The 22511-nt window shown below is 58.5% G+C and carries 33 protein-coding genes; 32 read left to right on the forward strand and 1 reads right to left on the reverse strand.

Features of this window, described 5'->3' with window-relative positions:
- The first annotated feature begins 22 nt into the window (after positions 1-22).
- From rpsG to rplQ, 31 genes are all read left to right on the forward strand, one after another.
- Positions 23-493 carry a 30S ribosomal protein S7 gene (rpsG, locus tag L1073_RS16140; RefSeq protein WP_246901005.1) on the forward strand — a complete coding sequence of 157 codons (471 nt, stop codon included), beginning with the start codon at positions 23-25 and terminating at the stop codon, positions 491-493.
- Between the two features lie 18 nt (positions 494-511).
- Positions 512-2632 (forward strand): elongation factor G, encoded by a 2121-nt coding sequence (fusA, locus tag L1073_RS16145; protein ID WP_246901007.1) that lies wholly within the window; start codon positions 512-514, stop codon positions 2630-2632.
- A 29-nt stretch (positions 2633-2661) separates the two neighbouring features.
- Positions 2662-3855 carry an elongation factor Tu gene (gene tuf / locus L1073_RS16150; protein ID WP_246901008.1) on the forward strand — a complete coding sequence of 398 codons (1194 nt, stop codon included), beginning with the start codon at positions 2662-2664 and terminating at the stop codon, positions 3853-3855.
- Positions 3856-4007: 152 nt separating this feature from the next.
- The gene (gene rpsJ, locus L1073_RS16155) at positions 4008-4319 is read left to right on the forward strand and encodes a 30S ribosomal protein S10 (RefSeq protein WP_011505728.1); all 312 of its coding nucleotides are present in this window, start codon (positions 4008-4010) and stop codon (positions 4317-4319) included.
- Between the two features lie 131 nt (positions 4320-4450).
- On the forward strand, positions 4451-5089 hold the full coding sequence (rplC, locus tag L1073_RS16160; RefSeq protein WP_246901011.1) for a 50S ribosomal protein L3: 639 nt from the start codon (positions 4451-4453) through the stop codon (positions 5087-5089).
- 14 nt (positions 5090-5103) lie between these two features.
- Positions 5104-5712, forward strand: a complete 609-nt coding sequence (gene rplD / locus L1073_RS16165) for a 50S ribosomal protein L4 (RefSeq protein WP_246901013.1) — start codon at positions 5104-5106, stop codon at positions 5710-5712.
- The gene (gene rplW / locus L1073_RS16170; RefSeq protein WP_040239417.1) at positions 5709-6005 is read left to right on the forward strand and encodes a 50S ribosomal protein L23; all 297 of its coding nucleotides are present in this window, start codon (positions 5709-5711) and stop codon (positions 6003-6005) included. Before rplD ends, rplW begins: the two co-directional genes overlap by 4 nt.
- A gap of 16 nt (positions 6006-6021) precedes the next feature.
- Positions 6022-6852 (forward strand): 50S ribosomal protein L2, encoded by an 831-nt coding sequence (gene rplB / locus L1073_RS16175; RefSeq protein ID WP_246901015.1) that lies wholly within the window; start codon positions 6022-6024, stop codon positions 6850-6852.
- A gap of 33 nt (positions 6853-6885) precedes the next feature.
- Positions 6886-7161, forward strand: a complete 276-nt coding sequence (gene rpsS / locus L1073_RS16180; RefSeq protein ID WP_011505733.1) for a 30S ribosomal protein S19 — start codon at positions 6886-6888, stop codon at positions 7159-7161.
- A 16-nt stretch (positions 7162-7177) separates the two neighbouring features.
- Positions 7178-7510, forward strand: coding sequence for a 50S ribosomal protein L22 (rplV, locus tag L1073_RS16185; protein WP_246901017.1), 333 nt, complete (start codon positions 7178-7180; stop codon positions 7508-7510).
- 11 nt (positions 7511-7521) lie between these two features.
- Positions 7522-8220, forward strand: a complete 699-nt coding sequence (rpsC, locus tag L1073_RS16190) for a 30S ribosomal protein S3 (RefSeq protein ID WP_246901019.1) — start codon at positions 7522-7524, stop codon at positions 8218-8220.
- A 14-nt stretch (positions 8221-8234) separates the two neighbouring features.
- A complete protein-coding gene (gene rplP, locus L1073_RS16195; protein ID WP_011505736.1) occupies positions 8235-8648 on the forward strand; it encodes a 50S ribosomal protein L16 in 414 nt (137 codons plus the stop codon).
- Positions 8648-8839 carry a 50S ribosomal protein L29 gene (gene rpmC / locus L1073_RS16200; protein ID WP_011505737.1) on the forward strand — a complete coding sequence of 64 codons (192 nt, stop codon included), beginning with the start codon at positions 8648-8650 and terminating at the stop codon, positions 8837-8839. The genes rplP and rpmC overlap by 1 nt, the downstream gene beginning before the upstream one ends.
- Position 8840: 1 nt before the next feature.
- Positions 8841-9101 carry a 30S ribosomal protein S17 gene (rpsQ, locus tag L1073_RS16205; protein ID WP_040239407.1) on the forward strand — a complete coding sequence of 87 codons (261 nt, stop codon included), beginning with the start codon at positions 8841-8843 and terminating at the stop codon, positions 9099-9101.
- 51 nt (positions 9102-9152) lie between these two features.
- Positions 9153-9524 carry a 50S ribosomal protein L14 gene (gene rplN, locus L1073_RS16210; RefSeq protein WP_246901022.1) on the forward strand — a complete coding sequence of 124 codons (372 nt, stop codon included), beginning with the start codon at positions 9153-9155 and terminating at the stop codon, positions 9522-9524.
- Between the two features lie 14 nt (positions 9525-9538).
- Positions 9539-9853, forward strand: a complete 315-nt coding sequence (gene rplX / locus L1073_RS16215) for a 50S ribosomal protein L24 (protein ID WP_246901024.1) — start codon at positions 9539-9541, stop codon at positions 9851-9853.
- Between the two features lie 18 nt (positions 9854-9871).
- Positions 9872-10411, forward strand: a complete 540-nt coding sequence (rplE, locus tag L1073_RS16220; protein ID WP_246901026.1) for a 50S ribosomal protein L5 — start codon at positions 9872-9874, stop codon at positions 10409-10411.
- 10 nt (positions 10412-10421) lie between these two features.
- The gene (rpsN, locus tag L1073_RS16225) at positions 10422-10727 is read left to right on the forward strand and encodes a 30S ribosomal protein S14 (protein WP_040239397.1); all 306 of its coding nucleotides are present in this window, start codon (positions 10422-10424) and stop codon (positions 10725-10727) included.
- A gap of 28 nt (positions 10728-10755) precedes the next feature.
- Entirely contained in the window at positions 10756-11148 is a 393-nt protein-coding gene (rpsH, locus tag L1073_RS16230; protein WP_246901028.1) for a 30S ribosomal protein S8, read from the forward strand.
- Between the two features lie 9 nt (positions 11149-11157).
- Positions 11158-11688 (forward strand): 50S ribosomal protein L6, encoded by a 531-nt coding sequence (rplF, locus tag L1073_RS16235; RefSeq protein WP_246901031.1) that lies wholly within the window; start codon positions 11158-11160, stop codon positions 11686-11688.
- Between the two features lie 9 nt (positions 11689-11697).
- Positions 11698-12048: a 50S ribosomal protein L18 gene (gene rplR, locus L1073_RS16240; RefSeq protein ID WP_246901040.1), complete on the forward strand. Its 351-nt coding sequence runs from the start codon at positions 11698-11700 to the stop codon at positions 12046-12048.
- Positions 12049-12059: 11 nt separating this feature from the next.
- Positions 12060-12560: a 30S ribosomal protein S5 gene (gene rpsE / locus L1073_RS16245; protein ID WP_246901043.1), complete on the forward strand. Its 501-nt coding sequence runs from the start codon at positions 12060-12062 to the stop codon at positions 12558-12560.
- Positions 12561-12566: 6 nt separating this feature from the next.
- A complete protein-coding gene (gene rpmD, locus L1073_RS16250) occupies positions 12567-12752 on the forward strand; it encodes a 50S ribosomal protein L30 (protein WP_040239387.1) in 186 nt (61 codons plus the stop codon).
- A 3-nt stretch (positions 12753-12755) separates the two neighbouring features.
- Positions 12756-13190: a 50S ribosomal protein L15 gene (gene rplO / locus L1073_RS16255; protein ID WP_075369411.1), complete on the forward strand. Its 435-nt coding sequence runs from the start codon at positions 12756-12758 to the stop codon at positions 13188-13190.
- Positions 13191-14522 (forward strand): preprotein translocase subunit SecY, encoded by a 1332-nt coding sequence (secY, locus tag L1073_RS16260; protein ID WP_246901045.1) that lies wholly within the window; start codon positions 13191-13193, stop codon positions 14520-14522.
- A 31-nt stretch (positions 14523-14553) separates the two neighbouring features.
- A complete protein-coding gene (gene rpmJ, locus L1073_RS16265; RefSeq protein WP_075369409.1) occupies positions 14554-14667 on the forward strand; it encodes a 50S ribosomal protein L36 in 114 nt (37 codons plus the stop codon).
- A gap of 122 nt (positions 14668-14789) precedes the next feature.
- Entirely contained in the window at positions 14790-15146 is a 357-nt protein-coding gene (rpsM, locus tag L1073_RS16270) for a 30S ribosomal protein S13 (RefSeq protein ID WP_246901047.1), read from the forward strand.
- Positions 15147-15185: 39 nt separating this feature from the next.
- The gene (gene rpsK / locus L1073_RS16275; RefSeq protein WP_246901049.1) at positions 15186-15572 is read left to right on the forward strand and encodes a 30S ribosomal protein S11; all 387 of its coding nucleotides are present in this window, start codon (positions 15186-15188) and stop codon (positions 15570-15572) included.
- Between the two features lie 12 nt (positions 15573-15584).
- Positions 15585-16205 (forward strand): 30S ribosomal protein S4, encoded by a 621-nt coding sequence (rpsD, locus tag L1073_RS16280; protein WP_246901051.1) that lies wholly within the window; start codon positions 15585-15587, stop codon positions 16203-16205.
- Between the two features lie 91 nt (positions 16206-16296).
- Positions 16297-17295 (forward strand): DNA-directed RNA polymerase subunit alpha, encoded by a 999-nt coding sequence (locus L1073_RS16285; RefSeq protein WP_246901060.1) that lies wholly within the window; start codon positions 16297-16299, stop codon positions 17293-17295.
- Between the two features lie 39 nt (positions 17296-17334).
- The gene (rplQ, locus tag L1073_RS16290; RefSeq protein WP_246901062.1) at positions 17335-17718 is read left to right on the forward strand and encodes a 50S ribosomal protein L17; all 384 of its coding nucleotides are present in this window, start codon (positions 17335-17337) and stop codon (positions 17716-17718) included.
- 293 nt (positions 17719-18011) lie between these two features.
- On the opposite strand, the gene uvrA is transcribed toward rplQ, so the two are convergent.
- Entirely contained in the window at positions 18012-20882 is a 2871-nt protein-coding gene (uvrA, locus tag L1073_RS16295; protein ID WP_246901063.1) for an excinuclease ABC subunit UvrA, read from the reverse strand.
- Between the two features lie 244 nt (positions 20883-21126).
- Between uvrA and L1073_RS16300 the strand changes: the two genes are divergently transcribed.
- Positions 21127-22509 (forward strand): MFS transporter, encoded by a 1383-nt coding sequence (locus L1073_RS16300; protein ID WP_246901065.1) that lies wholly within the window; start codon positions 21127-21129, stop codon positions 22507-22509.
- Positions 22510-22511 lie beyond the last annotated feature (2 nt).

The raw sequence follows: 22511 nt of genomic DNA on the forward strand, positions 1-22511 counted from the left end.
CCCTTCGAAACGAGGGCTTATCATGCCTAGAAGAAAAGTTATCGCCAAACGCGAAATCCTTCCGGATCCGAAATTCGGAAGTGAGCGTCTGGCCAAGTTCATGAACCACCTGATGATCAGCGGCAAGAAGTCTGTAGCTGAGCGTATCGTTTACGGTGCGCTGGACAGGGTTGCCGAACGTAGCAAGGATGAGCCGCTGGAAATGTTCGACAAGGCGCTGGAAACGATCCAGCCGATGGTCGAGGTCAAGTCTCGCCGCGTTGGCGGTGCGACCTATCAGGTGCCCGTGGAAGTCCGTCCCTCCCGCCGTCAGGCCCTGGCCATGCGTTGGCTGGTGGATGCGGCGCGCAGTCGTGGTGAGAAGACCATGGTGCAGCGCCTCGCTGGCGAAATGCTGGACGCCGCCGAAGGCAAGGGTGCTGCTGTGAAGAAGCGTGAAGACGTGCATCGCATGGCAGATGCCAACAAGGCCTTCTCTCACTACCGCTTCTAACCAACGGGGTATTCCATCGTGGCACGCAAGACTCCGCTTAATCGCTACCGTAATATCGGTATCGTGGCTCACGTTGACGCCGGTAAGACGACCACTACCGAGCGTGTCCTGTTCTATACCGGCATGTCGCACAAGGTCGGCGAGGTTCATGATGGTGCTGCCACCATGGACTGGATGCAGCAGGAGCAGGAGCGTGGTATTACCATCAGCTCCGCTGCGACTACCTGTTTCTGGCAGGGCATGAGCAAGCAGTTCGATGAGCATCGAATCAATATCATCGATACACCGGGACACGTTGACTTCACGATCGAGGTCGAACGTTCCTTGCGTGTCCTCGACGGTGCCGTCGTTGTACTGTGTGGTTCCTCCGGCGTGCAGCCGCAGACCGAAACGGTCTGGCGTCAGGCAAACAAGTATGAAGTTCCGCGCATGGTGTTCGTCAATAAGATGGACCGCGCCGGGGCCGATTACTTTATGGTGCTCGACCAGCTCAAGCAGAAACTGGGCGCCAATACCGTTCCCATCCAGATCAACTGGGGATCGGAAGATAACTTCAAAGGGGTCATCGACCTGATCCAGATGAAGGGTGTTCTCTGGGACGAGGCCAACCACGGCATGAACTATGAGCTGGTCGACATTCCCGACGAGCTCAAGGAAACCGCCGAGAAGTATCGTGAGGCAATGGTCGAGGCCGCCGCCGAGGCGTCCGAAGAGTTGATGGACAAATACCTCGAGGAGGGTGCCCTCTCCGAGGCGGACATCAAGGCTGGCTTGCGTCGCCGTACCCTGGATAACGAAATCGTTCTGGTAACGTGCGGCAGTGCGTTCAAGAACAAGGGCGTCCAGGCGGTTCTCGATGGCGTGATCGAATACATGCCGTCGCCGACCGAAGTCAAGGCCATCGAAGGTGAGCTTGACGACAAGGATGGCACTGTCGCCACGCGTGAAGCTGACGATAAGGCCCCTTTCGCCGCACTGGCCTTCAAGATCGCCACTGATCCGTTCGTGGGGACGCTGACCTTTATTCGTGTCTACTCGGGTGTGCTCAAGTCCGGTGATAGCATCTTCAATTCCGTGAAGAGCAAGAAGGAGCGCGTGGGCCGTATCGTCCAGATGCACTCCAATTCACGCGAGGAGATCAAGGAAGTCTATGCGGGCGACATCGCTGCCTGCATCGGGCTCAAGGATGTTACTACTGGTGACACACTCTGTGATCTGCATGACAAGATCATTCTCGAGCGCATGGAATTTCCGGATCCGGTGATTTCGGTCGCCGTGGAGCCGAAGTCTAAGCCCGACCAGGAGAAGATGGCGACCGCGCTGGGCAAGCTGGCTCAGGAAGATCCTTCTTTCCGCGTCAAGACCGACGAGGAAACCGGTCAGACGATCATTTCTGGTATGGGTGAGCTTCACCTCGACATCATCGTCGATCGTCTGCGGCGTGAATTCAAAGTCGAAGCCAATATTGGTAAGCCGCAGGTCGCCTACCGCGAGACGATTCGTGCCAGTGTCGAGCAGGAAGGCAAGTTCGTGCGTCAGTCGGGTGGTCGTGGTCAGTACGGTCATGTGCTGCTGCGTATCGAGCCGCTGACGGCCGAAGATAAAGGCGAAGACGAAGACATGAACTTCAAGTTCGCCTCCGAAATCGTCGGTGGTGTGGTTCCCAAGGAATACGTGCCGGCCGTCGAGAAAGGGGCCTATGAGCAGCTGCAGAACGGTGTCATCGCGGGTTATCCGATGATTGACGTCAAGGTCACGCTGTTCGATGGTTCCTACCATGACGTGGACTCGAACGAGACTGCGTTCAAGGTCGCCTCTTCCATGGCGATCAAGGAAGGCGCACCCAAGGCCAAGGCCGTGCTGCTGGAGCCGGTGATGAAGGTCGAAGTCGTGACCCCCGAAGAGTTCATGGGTGATGTCATGGGTGACCTGAATCGTCGCCGTGGTCTCGTACAGGGCATGGATGACTCCCCTATGGGTAAAGTCATTCGCGCCACGGTGCCGCTGGCTGAGATGTTCGGTTATGCGACCGATCTGCGCTCTCAGACCCAGGGCCGCGCAAGCTACACCATGGAGTTTGCGGATTACGAAGAGGCGCCCTCCAGCGTCGTTGAAGCCGTCATCAACCAGAATGGTTAACCGTTAGCTAACGTAAAGAGGTTATAGCAGTGGCTAAGGAAAAATTTGAACGCACCAAGTCGCATATCAACGTCGGTACCATCGGTCACGTCGACCATGGTAAGACTACGCTGACTGCAGCACTGACGCGTGTTTCCGCAGAGGTTTTCGGCGGCGATTGGCGTGAATTCGAGACCATCGACAATGCGCCGGAAGAGCGTGAGCGCGGTATCACCATCGCGACTGCTCACGTCGAATACCAGTCCGAAGAGCGCCACTATGCGCACGTCGACTGCCCGGGGCACGCTGACTACGTCAAGAACATGATCACTGGTGCCGCGCAGATGGATGGCGCGATCCTGGTTTGCTCCGCTGCCGACGGCCCCATGCCGCAGACGCGCGAGCACATCTTGCTGTCGCGTCAGGTCGGCGTACCATACATCGTCGTGTTTCTGAACAAGGCCGACATGGTCGACGACGAGGAGCTCCTCGAGCTGGTCGAAATGGAAGTGCGTGAACTCCTTAACGAGTATGACTTCCCGGGTGACGATACACCGATCGTCATCGGTTCCGCGCTGATGGCGCTGGAAGGCAAGGATGACAACGGCATGGGTACCACTGCCGTAGCCAACCTGATCAAAGCCCTGGACGCCTACATTCCAGAGCCGGAGCGTGCCGTCGATCAGCCGTTCCTGATGCCGATCGAAGACGTGTTCTCCATCTCCGGTCGCGGTACCGTGGTGACCGGTCGTGTTGAGCGCGGTGTCGTCAAGTCCGGTGAAGAAGTCGAGATCGTGGGTCTCAAGGACACCGCCAAGACAACCGTTACCGGTGTCGAGATGTTCCGCAAGTTGCTCGACGAAGGTCGTGCTGGCGAGAACATCGGCGCGCTGCTGCGTGGCACCAAGCGTGACGATGTCGAGCGCGGTCAGGTTCTGGCCAAGCCGAAGAGCATCACGCCGCATACCGTCTTCGAAGCCGAAGTTTACATCCTGTCCAAGGAAGAAGGCGGTCGTCATACCCCGTTCTTCAAGGGCTATCGTCCGCAGTTCTACTTCCGGACCACTGACGTGACCGGTACTTGTGAACTGCCGGAGGGCGTCGAAATGGTCATGCCGGGTGATAACGTCCAGATGACTGTGACGTTGATCGCGCCGATCGCTATGGAAGACGGCCTGCGCTTCGCGGTTCGCGAAGGTGGGCGTACCGTGGGCGCCGGCGTTGTCGCCAAGATCGTCAAGTAAGGGTTTCGCCCTTCGATGATCGAAGGGGGCTCCTTTGGGAGCCCCCTTTCTGTGCATGTTTGACTCTTACTGTCAGCCTGCCTATAATGCGCATCCTTTGAATGCGTGGGTAGACGGCTCGCGCCGTCGACATCCATTGGAGTTTAAGGCTAATGCAGAACCAAAAGATTCGCATTCGGTTGAAGGCCTTTGACCATCGCCTGATTGACCAGTCTGCGCAAGAAATCGTGGATACCGCGAAGCGTACGGGTGCTCAGGTCCGTGGTCCGATCCCACTACCGACTAATCGCGAGCGCTATACCGTATTGATCTCTCCGCACGTCAACAAGGACGCGCGCGATCAGTACGAGATCCGCACTCACAAGCGTGTGCTCGACATTGTCGAACCCACGGAAAAAACCGTAGACGCGCTGATGAAGCTCGACCTCGCCGCTGGCGTGGATGTGCAAATCAAGCTCGACTGATCACACTAGTCACTAGCGGCTTTTTTATAAAGGTCGCCACGCCGGGACGGCGTTACACAATGTGCTAGTGGAATGCTCTGGAAAGGGCAGCCATAGCGGGTGATAGCCCCGTACACTAAAGGAGACTGAACATGACTATCGGTTTGGTCGGTAAGAAGAGCGGTATGACCCGTATCTTTACCGAAAATGGCGCCTCTGTGCCCGTAACCGTTATCGAGGTCGAGCCGAATCGCGTGACTCGCGTCAAGACCGTCGAAAGTGACGGCTATAGTGCGATTCAGGTGACTTCGGGTTCCCGCAAGGCCAAGCATTTGACCAAGGCTGCCGCAGGGCAGTATGCCAAGTCAGGTGTCGAGGCCGGTCGTGCATTGATGGAGTTTCGTCTGGCAGAAGGCGAAGAGACTCCCGAGGTGGGCGGCAATATCACCGTATCCCTCTTTGAAGCCGGTCAGAAAGTCGATGTGACTGGCACCTCTAAAGGCAAGGGCTTCCAGGGCGCCGTCAAGCGCTGGAATTTCCACACCCAAGACAATGGCCACGGTAACTCGCTTGCGCACCGCGCACCGGGCTCCATCGGTATGTGCCAGACGCCAGGTCGCGTCTTCAAGGGCAAAAAGATGGCCGGTCAGATGGGCAATGAGCGTGTGACCGTCCAGAGCCTGGAAATCGTGCGCGTCGATGCCGAGCGTAATTTGCTGCTGGTCAAAGGTGCCGTGCCGGGTGCGACCGACTGCGAAGTCATCGTACGCAGTGCCGTTAAAGCTCGCTGAGGGGTATGAGACCGATGAATTTGAATCTCGCAGGTGCCGAAGCCGGCACTGTCGAAGTGTCCGACGCTACCTTCGGTAAAGAGTTTAACGAGTCACTGGTCCATCAGGTCGTGACTGCGTATTTCGCAGCCGGTCGCCAGGGGACTCGTGCACAGAAGACTCGCGCTGAAGTACGTGGCGGCGGCAAGAAGCCGTGGCGTCAAAAAGGAACCGGCCGTGCACGTGCCGGCACTATCCGCTCGCCGCTGTGGCGTAGTGGTGGTGTGACCTTTGCGGCACGCCCGCAAGACCACACCCAGAAAGTCAATCGCAAGATGTACCGCGCGGCCATGCGCTCGATTCTCTCCGAGCTGGTGCGTCAGGAACGTCTGGTTGTCGTTGACAGCATTGCGGTGGATGCCCCCAAGACCAAGCAGCTGATTGCCAAGCTGAAGGACCTGGATCTCGAGAAAGCGCTGATCGTCACCGAAGATATCGACGAAAAGCTGTTTCTCGCCGCGCGTAACATTCCCTACGTCGATGTGGTGGATGTCGCGGCTGCCGATCCGGTGAGCTTGATTGCCTTTGACAAGGTGCTGGTCACCGTTTCCGCTCTGCGTAAATTCGAGGAGAAGCTGGGATGAACCAGGAACGCGTATTCAAGGTTCTGCTCGGGCCTCACATGACCGAGAAGGCCGCATTCGCCGCCGAAAACAACCAGTACGTGTTCAAGGTGGCCCAGGACGCGACCAAGCCCGAGATCAAGAAAGCCGTCGAAGCGCTCTTCGAAAAGAAGGTCGCCGGTGTGCAGGTCTTGAACGTCAAAGGTAAGACCAAGCGCACGCAACACGGTGTTGGTCTGCGCAAGGGATATCGCAAGGCATACGTCACACTGGCGGCCGGCGAGACTCTCGAAGACTTCTCTGGCGCCGAGTAAGGCAGGAGCACGGATCATGGCAATTGTTAAGACCAAACCCACGTCCGCCGGTCGTCGTCACGTCGTCAAAGTCGTCAACGACGAGCTCTACAAGGGCCGCCCTTATGCCGGTCTATTGGAGAAGCAATCCAAGAGCGGCGGTCGTAATAATAACGGTCGTATCACTACCCGTCATGTCGGGGGTGGTCACCGTCAGCACTATCGTGTGATCGATTTCAAACGTGCCAAGGATGGCGTTGCCGCCGTCGTTGAGCGCCTCGAATACGATCCCAATCGTAGCGCCAACATTGCGCTGCTCAAGTACCTGGATGGCGAACGCCGCTACATCATCGCGCCGCGTGGTGTGAAAGCGGGCGATCGCTTGGAGTCCGGCGTCAATGCAGCGATCAAGCGCGGTAATGCGCTGCCGCTGCGTAACATTCCGGTAGGGTCTACCGTGCACTGCATCGAGATGAAGCCCGGCAAGGGTGCACAGATCGCGCGGAGTGCCGGGGCCAGCGCCCAATTGGTAGCACGTGAAGGCAACTATGCCACTGTGCGTCTACGTTCCGGCGAGATGCGCAAGATTCTGGCAGAATGCCGTGCCACCTTGGGAGAAGTGGGCAATTCAGAGCACAGCCTCCGTCAACTTGGCAAGGCCGGTGCGAAGCGCTGGAGAGGCGTGCGCCCGACGGTTCGCGGTGTTGCGATGAACCCGGTGGACCATCCGCATGGTGGTGGTGAAGGCCGCTCCAGCGGGGGGCGTCATCCGGTCAGCCCATGGGGTATTCCCACCAAGGGCCACAAGACCCGCAAGAACAAGCGCACCGAAAAGCTGATCGTCCGTCGCCGCAAGGCCCGGAAGTAAGATCCAACGCCAAGACATCAAGAGGTAACGGCTGTGCCACGTTCACTGAAGAAAGGTCCCTTTATTGACCTTCATCTGTTGAAGAAGGTTGAGACTGCAGTGGAGAAGAGCGATCGCAAACCGATCAAGACTTGGTCGCGTCGCTCCATGATCCTGCCCAATATGGTCGGGCTCACCATTGCAGTCCATAACGGTCGCCAACACGTCCCGGTGCATGTCTCCGAGGAAATGGTTGGCCACAAGCTGGGCGAATTCGCTGCGACCCGCACTTATCGCGGTCATGCGGCGGACAAGAAAGCCAAACGGTAAGCCAGAGAGGTTAGAGATGGAAGTCACTGCAAAGCTGCGTGGCGCTCGTTTATCCGCCCAGAAGGCCCGTTTGGTGGCTGACCTGGTGCGCGGTAAGCCGGTCGCCGAAGCACTGGATTCATTGACATATTCGCCGAAAAAAGCGGCGAAAATCGTCAAGAAAGTGCTTCAGTCCGCCATCGCGAATGCGGAAGAAAACAATGGCATGGACATCGACGAGCTGCGTGTCTCGACCATCTGCGTCGATGAGGGCATGACGCTTAAGCGCATCCAGCCTCGCGCCAAGGGCCGTGCGGATCGCATCTTGAAGCGCACCTGCCACATCACCGTCAAGGTAGCCGAGAAGTAGGAGTCGACCAGATGGGTCAGAAAGTAAATCCGACAGGTATTCGGCTAGGCATCGTCAAGGATCACCGCTCCGTCTGGTACGCAGAGCGTGGTGCTTATGCCGATAAGCTGAATAATGACCTCGAAGTGCGTAGCTTCCTGGAGCAGCGTTTGAAGAACGCCTCCGTGAGCGATATCACCATCGAGCGTCCAGCAAATAACGCACGTATCACCATTCACACTGCTCGTCCGGGTATCGTGATTGGTAAGAAGGGCGAGGATGTCGATCGCCTGCGTCGCGACGTCTCCGAGATGATGGGCGTGCCTGTGCACGTCAATATCGAAGAGGTGCGCAAGCCGGAACTCGACGCTCAGCTTGTCGCACAGAACGTGTGCGGACAGCTTGAGCGCCGTGTGATGTTCCGCCGCGCCATGAAGCGCGCCGTACAGAACGCTATGCGTCTCGGCGCCGGCGGCATCAAGATTCAGCTTTCAGGGCGTCTTGGTGGTGCGGAAATCGCGCGTACCGAATGGTACCGCGAAGGTCGCGTGCCGCTGCACACGCTGCGCGCTGACATCGATTACGCCACTTACGAAGCGCACACCACTTACGGCGTTATCGGCGTCAAAGTGTGGGTCTTCAAGGGTGAGATCCTCGGCGGTATCGAGGAAGTGCGTGCCAAGCAGAAGCAAGCTCAGGCACCGGGGCCCAAGAAGAAAGGTTCCAAGTAAGGGGAGAGTGATCGATGTTACAACCCAAGCGTACGAAATTTCGCAAGGTGCAAAAAGGCCGTAACCGCGGTCTCGCGCATCGCGGAAGCAAGGTGAGCTTCGGCGAGTACGGCCTGAAAGCCACCGGTCGCGGACGTATCACCGCTCGCCAGATCGAAGCCGGCCGCCGTGCCATTACACGTCACGTCAAGCGTGGCGGTAAGATCTGGATCCGCGTCTTCCCGGATAAGCCGATTACCGAGAAGCCGTTGGAAGTCCGTATGGGTAAGGGTAAGGGCTCTGTTGAATACTGGGTCGCCCAAATCCAGCCCGGAAAGGTGCTCTACGAGATCGAAGGCGTTTCCGAGGAACTGGCGCGTGAGGCGTTTGACCTGGCCGCCCAGAAGTTTCCGGTCTCCACCACCTTTGTGAAACGGACGGTGATGTGATGAAAGCCCAAGAAATTCGTGAAAAATCAGTCGAAGCGCTTCAGCAGCAGCTGCTCGAGCTCCTCCGGGAGCAGTTCAACCTGCGCATGCAGAAGGCCACCGGTCAGCTGAGCCAGACCCATCTGCTCAAGCAGGTGCGTCGCGATATCGCTCGCGTTAAGACTGTGCTCAATGAGAAGGCAGGTGACTGAGATGGCTGAAGAAAATAATGCCCGTACACTGAATGGCAAGGTCGTGAGCGACAAGATGGACAAGTCCGTCGTCGTTCAGGTCGAGCGCCGTGTCCGGCATCCGATTTACGACAAGTACGTGAAACGCTCCACCAAACTGCACGCCCATGACGAGGCGAACCAGGCAAAGGTCGGCGACACGGTCTCTATTGAAGAGTGCCGCCCGATCTCCAAGTTGAAAGCCTGGACGCTGGTCGAGGTGGTCGAGCAGGCCAAGGGCTGAGCAGGCCAGAGCCTTTCACCAGTGCAGTCAGTTTAGGTTTGGAGAAAACCGATGATTCAGACGCAGACAATGCTGAATGTCGCCGACAACAGTGGCGCGCGCCGGGTGCAATGCATCAAGGTGCTGGGCGGGTCGCACCGCCGTTACGCCCGTGTTGGTGATGTCATCAAAGTGACGGTCAAGGAAGCGATTCCGCGAGGCAGGGTCAAAAAAGGCCAGGTCCTCAAGGCTGTCGTTGTACGTACCAAGAGTGGTGTCCGTCGTACAGACGGTTCACTGATCCGCTTCGATGGAAATGCGGCCGTTCTGTTGCAAAATGCCAACGAGCAGCCGATCGGTACCCGTATCTTCGGGCCGGTTACGCGTGAGCTTCGCAACGAGAAGTTCATGAAGATCATTTCCCTGGCGCCTGAAGTGCTGTGAGGAGCGAGGCGGATATGCGTAAGATTAAACGTGACGACGAAGTGATCGTCATTGCCGGCAAGGACAAGGGCAAGCGCGGCACGATTAAACGGGTCCTGGACGGAACCTATGTCGTGTCCGGTGTGAACATGATTAAACGTCACACCAAGCCTAACCCCATGCAAGGCAAGCAGGGGGGTATCGTCGAGCGTGAGGCCCCGATTCACGCATCTAACGTGGCCATCTTCAATCAGGAGACCGGCAAGGCGGATCGCGTCGGCTTCCAGATTCAGGAAGACGGTACCAAGGTACGTATCTACAAGTCGACGCAAAAGCAGATCGACGCCTAACGCGAGCCGGGTAGCAAAATGGCGAACTTGAAAGAACGTTATCAGAACGAGGTGGCAGCTCAGCTCCAAGAGCAGTTCAGCTACGCCAACGTGATGCAGATACCACGGATCACCAAGGTGACCCTTAATATGGGCATCGGCGATGCGACCAGCGATAAAAAGCTGATCGACAACGCCATCGGCGACCTGGAGAAACTTTCCGGTCAGAAGCCGATAGTGACCAAGGCGCGCAAGTCTATCGCAGGCTTCAAGGTCCGCGAAGGCTGGCCGATCGGCATCAAGGTGACTTTACGTCGCGAACGGATGTGGGATTTCCTCGATCGTCTCGTGAACGTCGCGATTCCGCGCGTTCGTGACTTTCGTGGTCTGAACCCCAAGTCCTTCGATGGTCGTGGCAATTACTCTATGGGCGTGCGTGAACAGATCATCTTTCCCGAGCTCGAATATGATAAGATTGATCGTATTCGCGGGTTGGATGTCACAATCACCACCACTGCCAACACCGATGAAGAAGGCCGTGCGCTGCTGAGCGCGCTGAACTTCCCGTTCAAGAAATAAGGGTGGGATCATGGCAAAGAAAAGCATGATTGAGCGTGAGCTCAAGCGCGCGAAGCTGGTAGACAAGTACGCGGCCAAGCGTGCCGAGCTCAAGGCCGTCATCTATGACGTCAACGCTTCTGATGAAGAGCGCTTCGACGCCCAACTGAAACTTCAGGAGTTGCCGCGCGATTCCAGCCCGGTGCGTCAGCGTAATCGCTGCCGTGTGACCGGTCGTCCTCACGGCTTCTACAACAAGTTCGGTTTGGGCCGCAACAAACTGCGTGAAGCCGCCATGCGTGGCGACGTACCTGGGCTCAAGAAGTCCAGCTGGTAAGCTACGCGAGAATCAGGAGCGCAACGTAATGAGCATGCAAGATACTCTGGCGGATATGTTTACCCGTATCCGCAATGCGCAGATGGCCACCAAGGAGACGGTTTCCATGCCGTCTTCCAACCTCAAGGTCGAGGTGGCTCGCGTATTGAAGGAAGAGGGCTATATCCACGACTTCACCGTCACGGAAGGCGCAAAGCCCCAATTGACCGTTACGCTCAAGTACTTCGAGGGTAAGCCGGTCATCGATCACATCCAGCGCTTTTCAAAGCCGTCCCTACGCTCTTACAAGGGCAAGGATGCGCTACCGAAAGTCGCGGATGGTCTGGGCATCGCGATCGTCACCACTTCTCAGGGTGTGATGACGGATCGTGCGGCGCGTCAGGCCGGTGTCGGTGGTGAAGTCATCTGCACCGTATTCTAGGAGTTTGGAATGTCCCGCGTAGCCAAATATCCGGTGAAATTGCCGAGTGGCGTCGAGGTGAAACTCGAGGCCGACAAGCTGACCGTCAAGGGCGGTCAGGGCACGCTCTCCATGAACGTGCATTCCGATGTCACCGTGGGCCAGGAAGAAGGCCAACTGACATTTAATCCGAGCGAGTCCGCCAAAAGCTGGGCGATGGTCGGAACCACCCGTGCGCTGGTACAGAATCTCGTTACCGGCGTCTCGGAAGGCTTTAGCAGGTCTCTCGAGATCAACGGTGTCGGTTACCGCGCACAAGCAAGCGGCAACACACTCAACCTGACACTAGGCTTCTCGCACCCCGTCGAGTATACGCTGCCTGAAGGTGTGACGGCTGAAACGCCGAAGAACACCACGGTCGTGCTGAAAAGCGCGGACAAGCAGAAGCTCGGCCAAGTTGCAGCGGAAATTCGTGCCTTCCGTCCGCCCGAACCCTACAAGGGCAAGGGAATTCGGTATGGCGACGAAGAAGTCCGCCGCAAAGAAGCCAAGAAGAAGTAAGGCAGGGTTATGAACGCGAAGAAAGAATCTCGTCTCCGTCGTGCCCGCCGTGCTCGCGCCAAAATCCGCGAGCTTGGCGTGTCTCGCTTGTGCGTCAATCGCACGCCGCGCCACATCTACGCGCAGATCATTTCGCCGGATGGTGGCCAAGTGCTGGCCAGCGCATCCACGCTCGATAAGAGCCTGCGTGAAGGATCCACGGGCAATTCTGACGCCGCCTCCAAGGTGGGCGCCCTGATTGCCGAACGCGCAAAGGAAGCGGGCATCACCGAGGTGGCCTTTGATCGTGCCGGGTTTAAATACCACGGTCGCATCAAGGCCCTGGCAGATGCCGCTCGTGAAGGCGGCCTGGAATTCTAAAGGGTTTTACGATGGCGAATAACGAACAGAAGGGCGGCGATCTGCAAGAGAAACTCGTGCAGGTAAACCGCGTCGCCAAGGTGGTGAAAGGTGGTCGTATTTTCGGCTTCACCGCACTGACCGTCGTTGGCGATGGCAATGGTCGTGTCGGCTTCGGTCGTGGCAAAGCACGTGAAGTGCCTGTCGCGATTCAGAAGGCGATGGATCAGGCTCGCCGCAACATGGTGAAGGTAAGTCTCAGTGGCTCTACGCTGCAGTACCCCACGAAGGCCCGTCATGGTGCCTCCAAGGTGTACATGCAGCCGGCGTCTGAAGGTACTGGCATCATTGCTGGCGGTGCCATGCGCTCCGTACTCGAACTGGCAGGCGTCCATGACGTTCTCGCCAAGTGTTACGGTTCCACTAACCCGGTGAACGTGGTGCGCGCGACGGTCAAAGGTCTCGCCGCCATGCAGTCTCCGGAGGATATTGCCGCTAAACGTGGTATGTCCGTCGAAGAGCTCGCGGGGTAAGGCATCATGGCAGCAGCAACGATCAAGGTTACCCAGACTCGTAGTACCATCGGCATTCTGGAAAAGCACAAGGCCACTATTCGTGGCTTGGGCCTACGCCGCATCGGTCACACGGTTGAGCTGGAAGACACCCCCGCCGTACGCGGTATGGTCAACAAGGTTAATTACCTTGTGCGTGTTGAGGGAGAGTAACCCATGAAACTCAATAGTCTGAGCCCGGCACTGGGTTCGAAGCACGCCGAGAAGCGCGTCGGCCGTGGCATTGGTTCCGGTCTGGGCAAGACCGGTGGCCGAGGCCACAAAGGCCAGAAGTCACGCTCCGGTGGGTCCGTGAAGCCGGGTTTCGAAGGCGGTCAGATGCCTTTGCAGCGTCGTCTGCCGAAATACGGTTTCACGTCCATCAAGTCGCTGGCATCTGAAGAGGTGCGCGTGGCGGAGTTGGCCAAGATCGACGGTGATATCGTCGATCTGGATAGCCTTAAGAAAGCCAACGTACTTAAAGATAATACCAAGTACGCGAAGGTGATTCTCTCCGGTGAACTGAACAAAGCAGTCACGGTTCGTGGTCTCAAGGTCACCAAGGGTGCCCGTGGCGCGATCGAAGCTGCCGGTGGCAAGGTAGAGGACTAAATGGCTAAGTCAGGAAACATGCCGGCCAGTGGAAGTGGTCTGAGTGAACTTTGGGCGCGTTTGCGTTTCGTGTTCATCGCCATCGTGGTGTACCGCATCGGTGCCCATATCCCGGTGCCTGGCATCAATCCTGACCAGCTCGCTGCCTTGTTCAGGGAAAATCAAGGCACCATCCTGGGCATGTTCAACATGTTTTCGGGTGGTGCGTTGTCGCGCATGAGTATTTTTGCGCTGGGGATCATGCCGTATATCTCCGCGTCGATTATCATGCAGCTCCTGACGGCGGTCTCGCCTCAGCTGGAACAGCTGAAGAAGGAAGGTGAGGCTGGCCGGCGCAAGATCAACCAGTACACGCGCTACGGTACGGTGCTGCTGGCATTGATCCAAGCGACCGGCATGGCAGTCGGTCTGGTCGGACAGGGCGTCGCCTATAGCGGCGATCTCAGCTTCTACTTCACAGCAATCGTGACGTTTGTCGCGGGTGCCGTGTTCCTGATGTGGCTGGGCGAGCAGATCACCGAGAAAGGAATTGGTAACGGCATTTCCCTTATCATCTTCGCGGGTATCGTGGCGGGCCTCCCGAGTGCTATCGGTCAGTCTTTCGAGCTGGCACGAAACGATGGGGCCTGGAATATCTTGCCGTTGTTGTCGTTGGCAGTCCTGGGGATCGCGACCGTGGCATTCGTGGTCTTCATCGAACGTGGCCAGCGGCGGATCAAGGTGAATTATCCGCGTCGTCAGGTAGGCAACAAGATGTATGCCGGGCAGAGTAGCTATCTGCCGCTGAAGGTCAATATGGCCGGTGTCATTCCGCCGATCTTTGCCTCCAGTATCTTGTTGTTCCCGGCCTCGATTGGCCAGTGGATAGGTGACGGGCAGAACATGGCCTGGTTGCAGACGGTGTCGCAAGCGCTTGGGCCAGGACAGCCGTTGTACATCTTGCTTTTCGCGGCGGCGGTGCTATTCTTCTGCTTCTTTTACACGGCGTTGGTCTTCAATCCCAAGGATGTTGCCGACAACCTCAAGAAGTCGGGTGCGTTTCTACCTGGGATTCGCCCGGGCGAACAAACGTCCCGCTATGTCGATAAGGTCATGACGCGTCTGACGCTTTTCGGCGCCTTGTACATCACCGCAGTTTCCCTGATGCCTCAGTTCCTCGTGGTGGCGTGGGATGTGCCTTTCTACTTTGGCGGCACTTCCTTGCTCATCGTGGTGGTGGTGGTCATGGACTTCATGGCCCAGGTGCAGTCGCATCTGATGTCGAATCAATATGAATCGGTGATGAAGAAGTCCAACCTGAAAGGCTATGGCAGCGGCGGTATCCTGCGTTAAACGAGCCCCGCTAGGTTTTTTGGAGAGAACGATGAAAGTTCGAGCTTCCGTCAAGAAAATGTGCCGTAACTGCAAGATCATTCGGCGCAATGGCGCGATTCGTGTCATCTGTAGCGAACCGCGGCATAAGCAGCGCCAGGGTTGATCCTGCGCTGACTTAAAAGCGGGTGCAGGCATACCCCTTGTCTCCTAAGAGACAAAGGGGTATGCTATTGCGCCCTTATAGACGACTAAACGAGCAAGCCGCTCAACATTCGGAGTAAGCTGATGGCCCGTATTGCAGGCGTCAATATCCCGGACAATAAGCATGCGGCGATCTCGCTGACCTACATCTTCGGGATTGGCCGTACACGTGCGCAGGAAATCTGCGTCGCGACCGGCATCGCGCCGACGACGAAAGTTCAGGATCTGTCCGCCGACGAGGTGGATGTCCTGCGTAACGAAGTCGGCAAGTATACCGTTGAAGGCGACCTTCGCCGTGATACGACGCTTAACATCAAGCGTCTCATGGATCTGGGTTGCTATCGTGGTCTGCGTCATCGTCGTGGTCTTCCGCTGCGTGGGCAGCGTACCAAGACCAATGCGCGTACCCGTAAGGGCCCGCGTAAGCCGATTCGCAAATAAAACGCATGTTCGTGCGTTAAGACAGGAATAGACATCAACATGGCTAACCCGCGTAGTAACCGTAAAAAGGTGAAAAAGCAGGTAGTGGATGCGGTTGCCCACATCCATGCCTCTTTTAACAACACGATCGTGACGATCACAGACCGCCAGGGCAACGCTCTTTCTTGGGCGACTGCCGGTGGTTCGGGTTTTCGTGGTTCTCGCAAGAGCACCCCGTTCGCTGCTCAAGTAGCAAGCGAACGTGCAGCGACCGCTGCAGCCGAGTATGGTGTGAAAAACGTCGACGTGCTGGTCAAGGGACCCGGTCCCGGCCGTGAATCCGCCGTGCGTGCGCTCAATGGCGCGGGTTTCCGCGTGCAGAGCATTACCGACGCGACGCCCGTTCCCCATAACGGCTGCCGTCCGCCGAAGAAACGCCGCGTTTAAGGAGACAGATTCATGGCACGTTATATTGGACCGAAGTGCAAACTGTCTCGTCGTGAAGGCACCGACCTCTTCTTGAAGAGCGGTGTGACTCCCTTCGAGAAAAAGTGCAAATCCGAGCAGATCCCGGGTGTCCACGGCCAGCGCCGTCAGCGTCTTTCCGACTACGGCTTGCAGCTTCGTGAGAAGCAGAAAGTACGTCGCATGTATGGCGTACTCGAGAAGCAGTTCCGCAACTATTACAAGGAAGCGGCCCGCCTCAAGGGCGCGACCGGCGAATTGTTGCTGCAGCTTCTCGAATCCCGACTGGACAATGTCGTCTACCGTATGGGCTTTGGCTCCACGCGCTCCGAAGCGCGTCAGTTGGTCAGCCACAAGGCAATTGCCGTGAATGGCCGTAGCGTCAACGTGGCTTCCTATCAGGTCAAGCCGGGTGACGTGGTGTCCGTTCGTGAAAAGTCCAAGAACCAGGCGCGTATTCAAAACGCCTTGGGAATCGCCGCCAACCGTGGCGATATGACTTGGATCGACGTCGACTCCAAGAAGATGGAAGGCACTTTCAAGGCTGTCCCGGAACGCGGCGACCTGTCTGCCGACATCAACGAAAACCTGATCGTCGAGCTGTACTCGAAGTAATCATGCAGCCTCTGCGTGATGCCGCCAGGCCCCATGCCAGGGCCTGGTTTCGAGTACCGAGTATCCGTTTGGCAGCCTGAAAGGTGTTCTTATGCAGCGTTCAGTGACAGAGTTTCTCCGTCCTCGCGACATCAAGGTCGAAGAGATCAACGCGAATCATGCGAAGATCGTGCTCGAGCCGTTCGAGCGTGGTTTCGGCCATACCCTGGGGAATGCTCTGCGTCGCATCCTGCTGTCTTCCATGCCCGGTTGCGCCATTGTGGAAGCGGAGATTGAAGGCGTTCTACACGAGTACAGCGCCATCGAAGGCGTCCAAGAAGACGTCATCGAAATTCTCCTGAACCTCAAGGACGTCGCCATCAAGATGCATGGCCGTGACGAAGTGGTTCTGACGCTGAGCAAGCAGGGCCCGAGTGTGGTGACCGCGGGCGATATCGCCGTCGATCATAGTGTCGACGTCATCAACCCGGATCACGTTATCGCGCACCTCAACGACAGCGGCGAGCTGAAAATGGAGCTCAAGGTGGTTCGCGGTCGTGGCTATGAGCCAGCGGATACCCGTGCTTCCGAGGAAGACGAATCGCGTGCGATCGGCCGTCTCCAACTGGATGCGACCTTCAGCCCGGTGCGTCGTGTGTCTTACTCCGTGGAAGCCGCGCGTGTCGAACAGCGTACCGATCTCGATAAGCTGATTATCGACTTGGAAACCGACGGCACCTTGGATCCGGAAGAGGCGATTCGTCGCAGCGCGACCATCCTGCAAGAGCAGTTGGGCGCGTTCGTCGACCTCGAAGCCGACAAGGAACAGGAAGTCGAAGAAGAAGAGGATCAGATCGATCCGATTCTACTGCGCCCCGTAGACGATCTCGAGTTGACCGTTCGCAGCGCCAACTGCTTGAAAGCCGAGAATATCTATTATATCGGTGATCTGATTCAGCGTACCGAAGTGGAGCTGTTGAAGACCCCGAACCTCGGCAAGAAGTCCTTGAATGAAATCAAGGACGTTCTGGCAGCGCGCGGTCTTTCCCTCGGCATGCGGCTGGAAAATTGGCCGCCGGCGAGCCTGAAGGACGACAAGGCCTCTGCGTGAGTGCCGACTCGAGTCCCAGTTTGGTAAGGAATTTCAACCATGCGTCATCGTAAGAGTGGTCGTCACCTCAATCGTACGAGCTCGCATCGCCATGCCATGTTCAAGAACATGTGTGTGTCGCTAGTCGAGCACGAAGTCATCAAGACTACCCTGCCCAAGGCCAAGGAACTGCGTCGTCACGTCGAGCCGCTGATCACCTTGTCCAAGCAGGACAGTGTCGCCAACCGCCGTTTGGCCTTCAACCGCACCCGTTCCAAAGAAACGGTCGGCAAGCTCTTCAACGAGCTGGGCCCGCGGTATGTCGAGCGTCCGGGTGGCTATGTGCGTATTCTCAAGTGCGGTTTCCGTGCTGGAGACAATGCACCGATGGCTTATGTCGAGTTGGTCGACCGTCCGGTCGTGGAGGAAGCTGCCGAAGAGTAATCTTCGCCAGGCTTCGCCATTTCGGCACAATAAAGCCGGTCCCTCGGGGGCCGGCTTTTTTTGTCAGGTCGAAGAGCCCGGACTGAGTCCGGGAGATTGAAGAACGCCTGCTGCGCGGGCTTTAAGTCAAAAGGCTTGACCTCAAGGTCGCCGGATTTAGGCTGCGTTCGAGCTTCGAGCTTCGAGCTTCGAGCTTCGAGCTTCGAGCTTCGAGCTTCGAGCTTCGAGCTTCGAGCTTCGAGCTTCGAGCTTCGAGCTTCGAGCTTCGAGCTTCGAGCTTCGAGCTTCGAGCCTTAGGTCTCTGCCATGCTCGTGGCTTTTGGCTTGTGGCTCGCTGTCTGCCGCTCGAGCAGGGGGTTGAGAAAACGCCCGGTGTGCGAGACCTCCATCTTGGCGACCTGCTCCGGAGTGCCCTCGGCGATGATGCGTCCCCCGCCGGAGCCGCCCTCGGGACCGAGGTCGATGAGCCAGTCGGCGGTCTTGATCACGTCGAGGTTGTGCTCGATGACCACGATAGTGTTGCCATGGTCGCGCAGGCGGTGCAACACACCGAGCAATTGGCGGATGTCCTCGAAGTGCAGTCCGGTGGTGGGCTCGTCGAGTATGTAGAGGGTCTTGCCGGTATCGCGTTTGGCAAGCTCGCGGGCAAGCTTGACGCGCTGCGCTTCCCCGCCGGAGAGGGTCGTGGCGCTTTGCCCCAGGCGCACGTAGGACAGGCCGACGTCCATCAGTGTCTGCAAGCGCCGCGCGAGGGCAGGGACCGGCGAGAAGAATTCCAATGCCTCCTCGATGGTCATCTCCAGCACTTCATGGATGTTCTTGCCCTTGTACTGGATCTCCAGGGTCTCGCGGTTATAACGCTTGCCCTGGCAGACGTCGCAAGGCACGTAGATATCGGGCAGGAAGTGCATCTCGACCTTGATCAGCCCCTCGCCCTGGCAGGCTTCGCAGCGCCCGCCCTTGACGTTGAAACTGAATCGCCCGGGCTTGTAGCCACGCGAGCGCGCCTCCTGAGTGCCCGCAAAGAGCTCTCGAATCGGTGTGAAAATGCCGGTATAGGTGGCCGGATTGGAACGCGGCGTCCGCCCGATCGGGCTCTGATCGATGTCGATGACCTTGTCGAGCAACTCCAGCCCTTCGATGCGCTGGTAAGGCGCGGGCGTGAGGCTCGTGGCGCGGTTGAGCTCGCGCGTGGCGACGGGCATCAGCGTCGAATTGATCAGCGTCGACTTGCCCGAGCCGGACACCCCCGTCACGCAGACGAAAAGGCCGAGAGGCAAGTCGAGCGTGACGTTCTGCAGGTTGTTGCCATTGGCCTCGGTGAGGTGCAGCATTTTCTCTGGATTGCCGGGGATGCGGTACGGAGGAATCTCGATGCGGCGTTTATCCGATAGGTACTGACCGGTCAGCGAGGCATCGCATTGGGTGACCTGCTCGGGTGTCCCCTGGGCGACGATACGGCCGCCATGCACACCGGCGCCGGGGCCGATGTCGAGGACATGGTCCGCCGCGCGTATCGCTTCCTCGTCGTGCTCGACGACGATGACCGTATTGCCGAGATCGCGCAGGCGCTCGAGCGTCTGAAGTAGCCGGTCGTTGTCGCGTTGGTGCAGGCCGATCGAGGGTTCATCGAGAATGTACATGACGCCGACCAGGCCCGCGCCGATCTGGCTGGCCAGGCGAATGCGCTGAGCCTCGCCGCCGGAGAGCGTGTCGGCGCTGCGTTCCAGAGTCAGATAGTCGAGCCCCACATTGACCAGGAACTCCAGGCGCGAGTGGATCTCATGGACGATCTTGACGGCGATTTCGCCCTTGCGCCCCGGCAGTTCCAGTGCCGCGAAATAATGCCAGGCCTCGCCGATGGGCAGTTGTGAAACCTCGGGGAGCGGACGCCCGTCAACGTAGACATGGCGGGCTTCCTTGCGCAGTCGTGTCCCTTGGCAGGACGGGCAGGGCCGCACCGCCAGGTGCTTGGCGAGGTCTTCGCGCACCATGCTCGACTCGGTTTCGCGGTAACGTCGCTCCATGTTGGGGAGGACGCCCTCGAAGGCATGTTCGCGGGTGACCTTGCGGCCCCGATCGTTGACGTAGCTGAAGGCGATCTGATCCTGTCCGCTGCCGTGCAATACAACGTCACGCTCGTGCCGAGCGAGATCCTGCCAGGGCGTTTCCAGCGCGAAACGATAGTGCGCGGCGACCGACTGGAGCTGGTTGAAGTAATACACACTGCGCCGGTCCCAGCCCTTGATGGCGCCTTCGGCCAGCGACAGCTCGGGATGGCTGATCAGCTTGTGCGGATCGAAATACTGGCGTACTCCGAGGCCGTCGCAGGTGGGGCAGGCACCGGCGGGATTGTTGAACGAGAACATGCGCGGCTCGAGTTCCGCGATGGAGTAGCCGCACACCGGACAGGCGAAGCGTGCCGAAAAGACGATGTCGTCCCGCGTGCCATCCATGTCGTGGATGATGGCGATGCCATCGGACAGGCCGAGCGCGGTTTCGAACGACTCGGCCAGGCGCAGGGCGAGCCCATCGCGTACCTTGATGCGATCTACCACCACGCTGATGTCGTGTTTTTTGTTCTTGTCGAGCGGACCCAGCTCGTCGAGTTCCACGGCTTGACCGTCGACCATGGCGCGGACGTAACCCTGGGCGCGTAGCTCGGCCAGCAGTTGCTGGTGCTCGCCCTTGCGGCCGCTGATGACCGGCGCCAGCAGCATCAACTTGCTGCCTTCTGACAGTGCCAGAACCTGATCGACCATCTGCGAGACGGTCTGCGCCTCGAGGTCGATATCGTGCTCGGGACAGCGTGGCGTCCCCGCGCGAGCATAGAGCAGGCGCAGATAGTCGTGGATCTCGGTGATCGTGCCGACCGTCGAGCGCGGGTTGTGGGACGTCGATTTCTGCTCGATGGAAATCGCCGGCGATAGCCCTTCGATGTGGTCGACATCGGGCTTTTCCATCATCGACAGGAATTGGCGGGCGTAGGTAGAAAGGGACTCCACATAGCGCCGCTGCCCTTCGGCGTAAAGGGTGTCGAAGGCCAGCGATGACTTGCCGGAACCGGACAAGCCGGTAATGACGATCAACTTGTTACGCGGTAGTTCGACGTCGATGTTCTGCAAATTGTGGGTGCGCGCACCCCTGACCAGAATTCTGTCCATGCCCACCTCGTGCCGGTTGCGCCGTGGCGGTGGCGCGGTCAAAGGATCGATTATAGAGGGTGGAGTGGAGTCCGGGCAAAGCGCGTCCTTTCCTTGGCAGGCAGGCAGTCGGTAAAATGCGCTTGGTCGGCGTCTGCGCGCGTGCGAGACGCCGAGGTGTTGGTTCGTCACGGCCCCTGCCGCAAGGCCTCGCGGGCCGGTTTCGGTATCGAACGTTTCTTCTCTTCAACGACGCGACTCAATCATGTCTTCATCATTGCTTCACACCGAGCGGCGCGCCATTTTCGGCCTCGCCAGCTTGTATGCGACGCGCATGCTCGGGCTTTTCATGGTATTGCCGGTCTTGGCGATCTACGCCGATGGCCTGGAGGGCGCCACCCCCTTGCTGGTAGGGATGGCGCTGGGCGGCTACGGCCTGACACAGGCGATTCTACAAATTCCCTTCGGGCTGCTATCGGATCGCTTCGGCCGCAAGCTCATCATCAGCATTGGGCTCTTGTTGTTTCTGCTGGGCAGTGTGGTCGCCGCCCAGGCGACGTCGATCGGCTGGGTGATCGTCGGACGCTGTCTGCAAGGCAGTGGCGCAGTTGCCGGGGCGATCATGGCGCTGTTGGCCGATCAGACCCGCGAAGAAGTTCGCACCGCAGCGATGGCGACCATCGGGCTGTCGATCGGCATCGCATTCGGCGTGGCCATGGTCGTGGGGCCCTTGGTCGCCGATCCTTTCGGTCTGGCCGGTGTGTTCTGGTTCACTGCCGTGCTCGCGGCGGTGGGGCTGTTGGTACTATGGCGGTTGGTGCCGCGGGCGCCACGCCTGGTGTCGCATCGCGACGTAGGGCTCGACCGCAACCAGCTGCGCGGAATGCTGGCGCGGCGTGATCTGTTGCGCCTGGATTTCTCGATCTTCGCCCTGCACGCCATCCTGACCGCCTGCTTCGTGGTCGTGCCCTTTCGCCTGGAAGCCTTGGGTATTGCGCCGGCGCATCACGGTTGGGTATACCTGCCGATCATGGCGCTGGCCTTCGTGGCCATGGTGCCGCTGGTGATCGTGGCCGAGAAGTACCGCAAGATGAAACCGATCTTCATCGGTGCCGTGGCGTGGTTGACGCTGTGCCTGGCCGGGCTGGTGGAGTTTTCCGATGGGCGCTGGGCGTTGTTCTCGCTGCTCTGGGGATTCTTCGTGGCCTTCAACTTGTTGGAAGCCACGCTGCCGTCGATGATCAGCAAGCTGGCCCCGGCGGGTGCCAAGGGCACGGCGATGGGCGTGTATTCCACCAGCCAGTTTCTGGGCGCTTTCCTGGGCGGAACGGCCGGGGGCTTTCTCTCCCAGCATTTCGGCCTGGATGCGGTCTTTCTGGGCGCAACCTTGCTGGGTGCGGTATGGTTGGCGATTGTCTGGAAGATGCCGGCCCCCCGCCATCTCTCGAGCGAGATCGTCGCTCTGGACGAGCGCTCGATGGGCGCGATGGATACACTGATGGAGCGATTCGCCGCCGTGGCCGGCGTCGAGGATGTCATGGTGGTGCCCGACGAGCGTGTCGCCTACCTCAAGGTCGACCGTCAGCGGCTGGATACCGAGGCGCTGGAACGCATCCTCGGATCCGAGCGAGATCACAAGAGCGCCTGATA

It is taken from the genome of Chromohalobacter nigrandesensis (assembly GCF_023061285.1).
In the GTDB taxonomy this organism is placed as follows: Bacteria; Pseudomonadota; Gammaproteobacteria; order Pseudomonadales; family Halomonadaceae; genus Chromohalobacter; species Chromohalobacter nigrandesensis.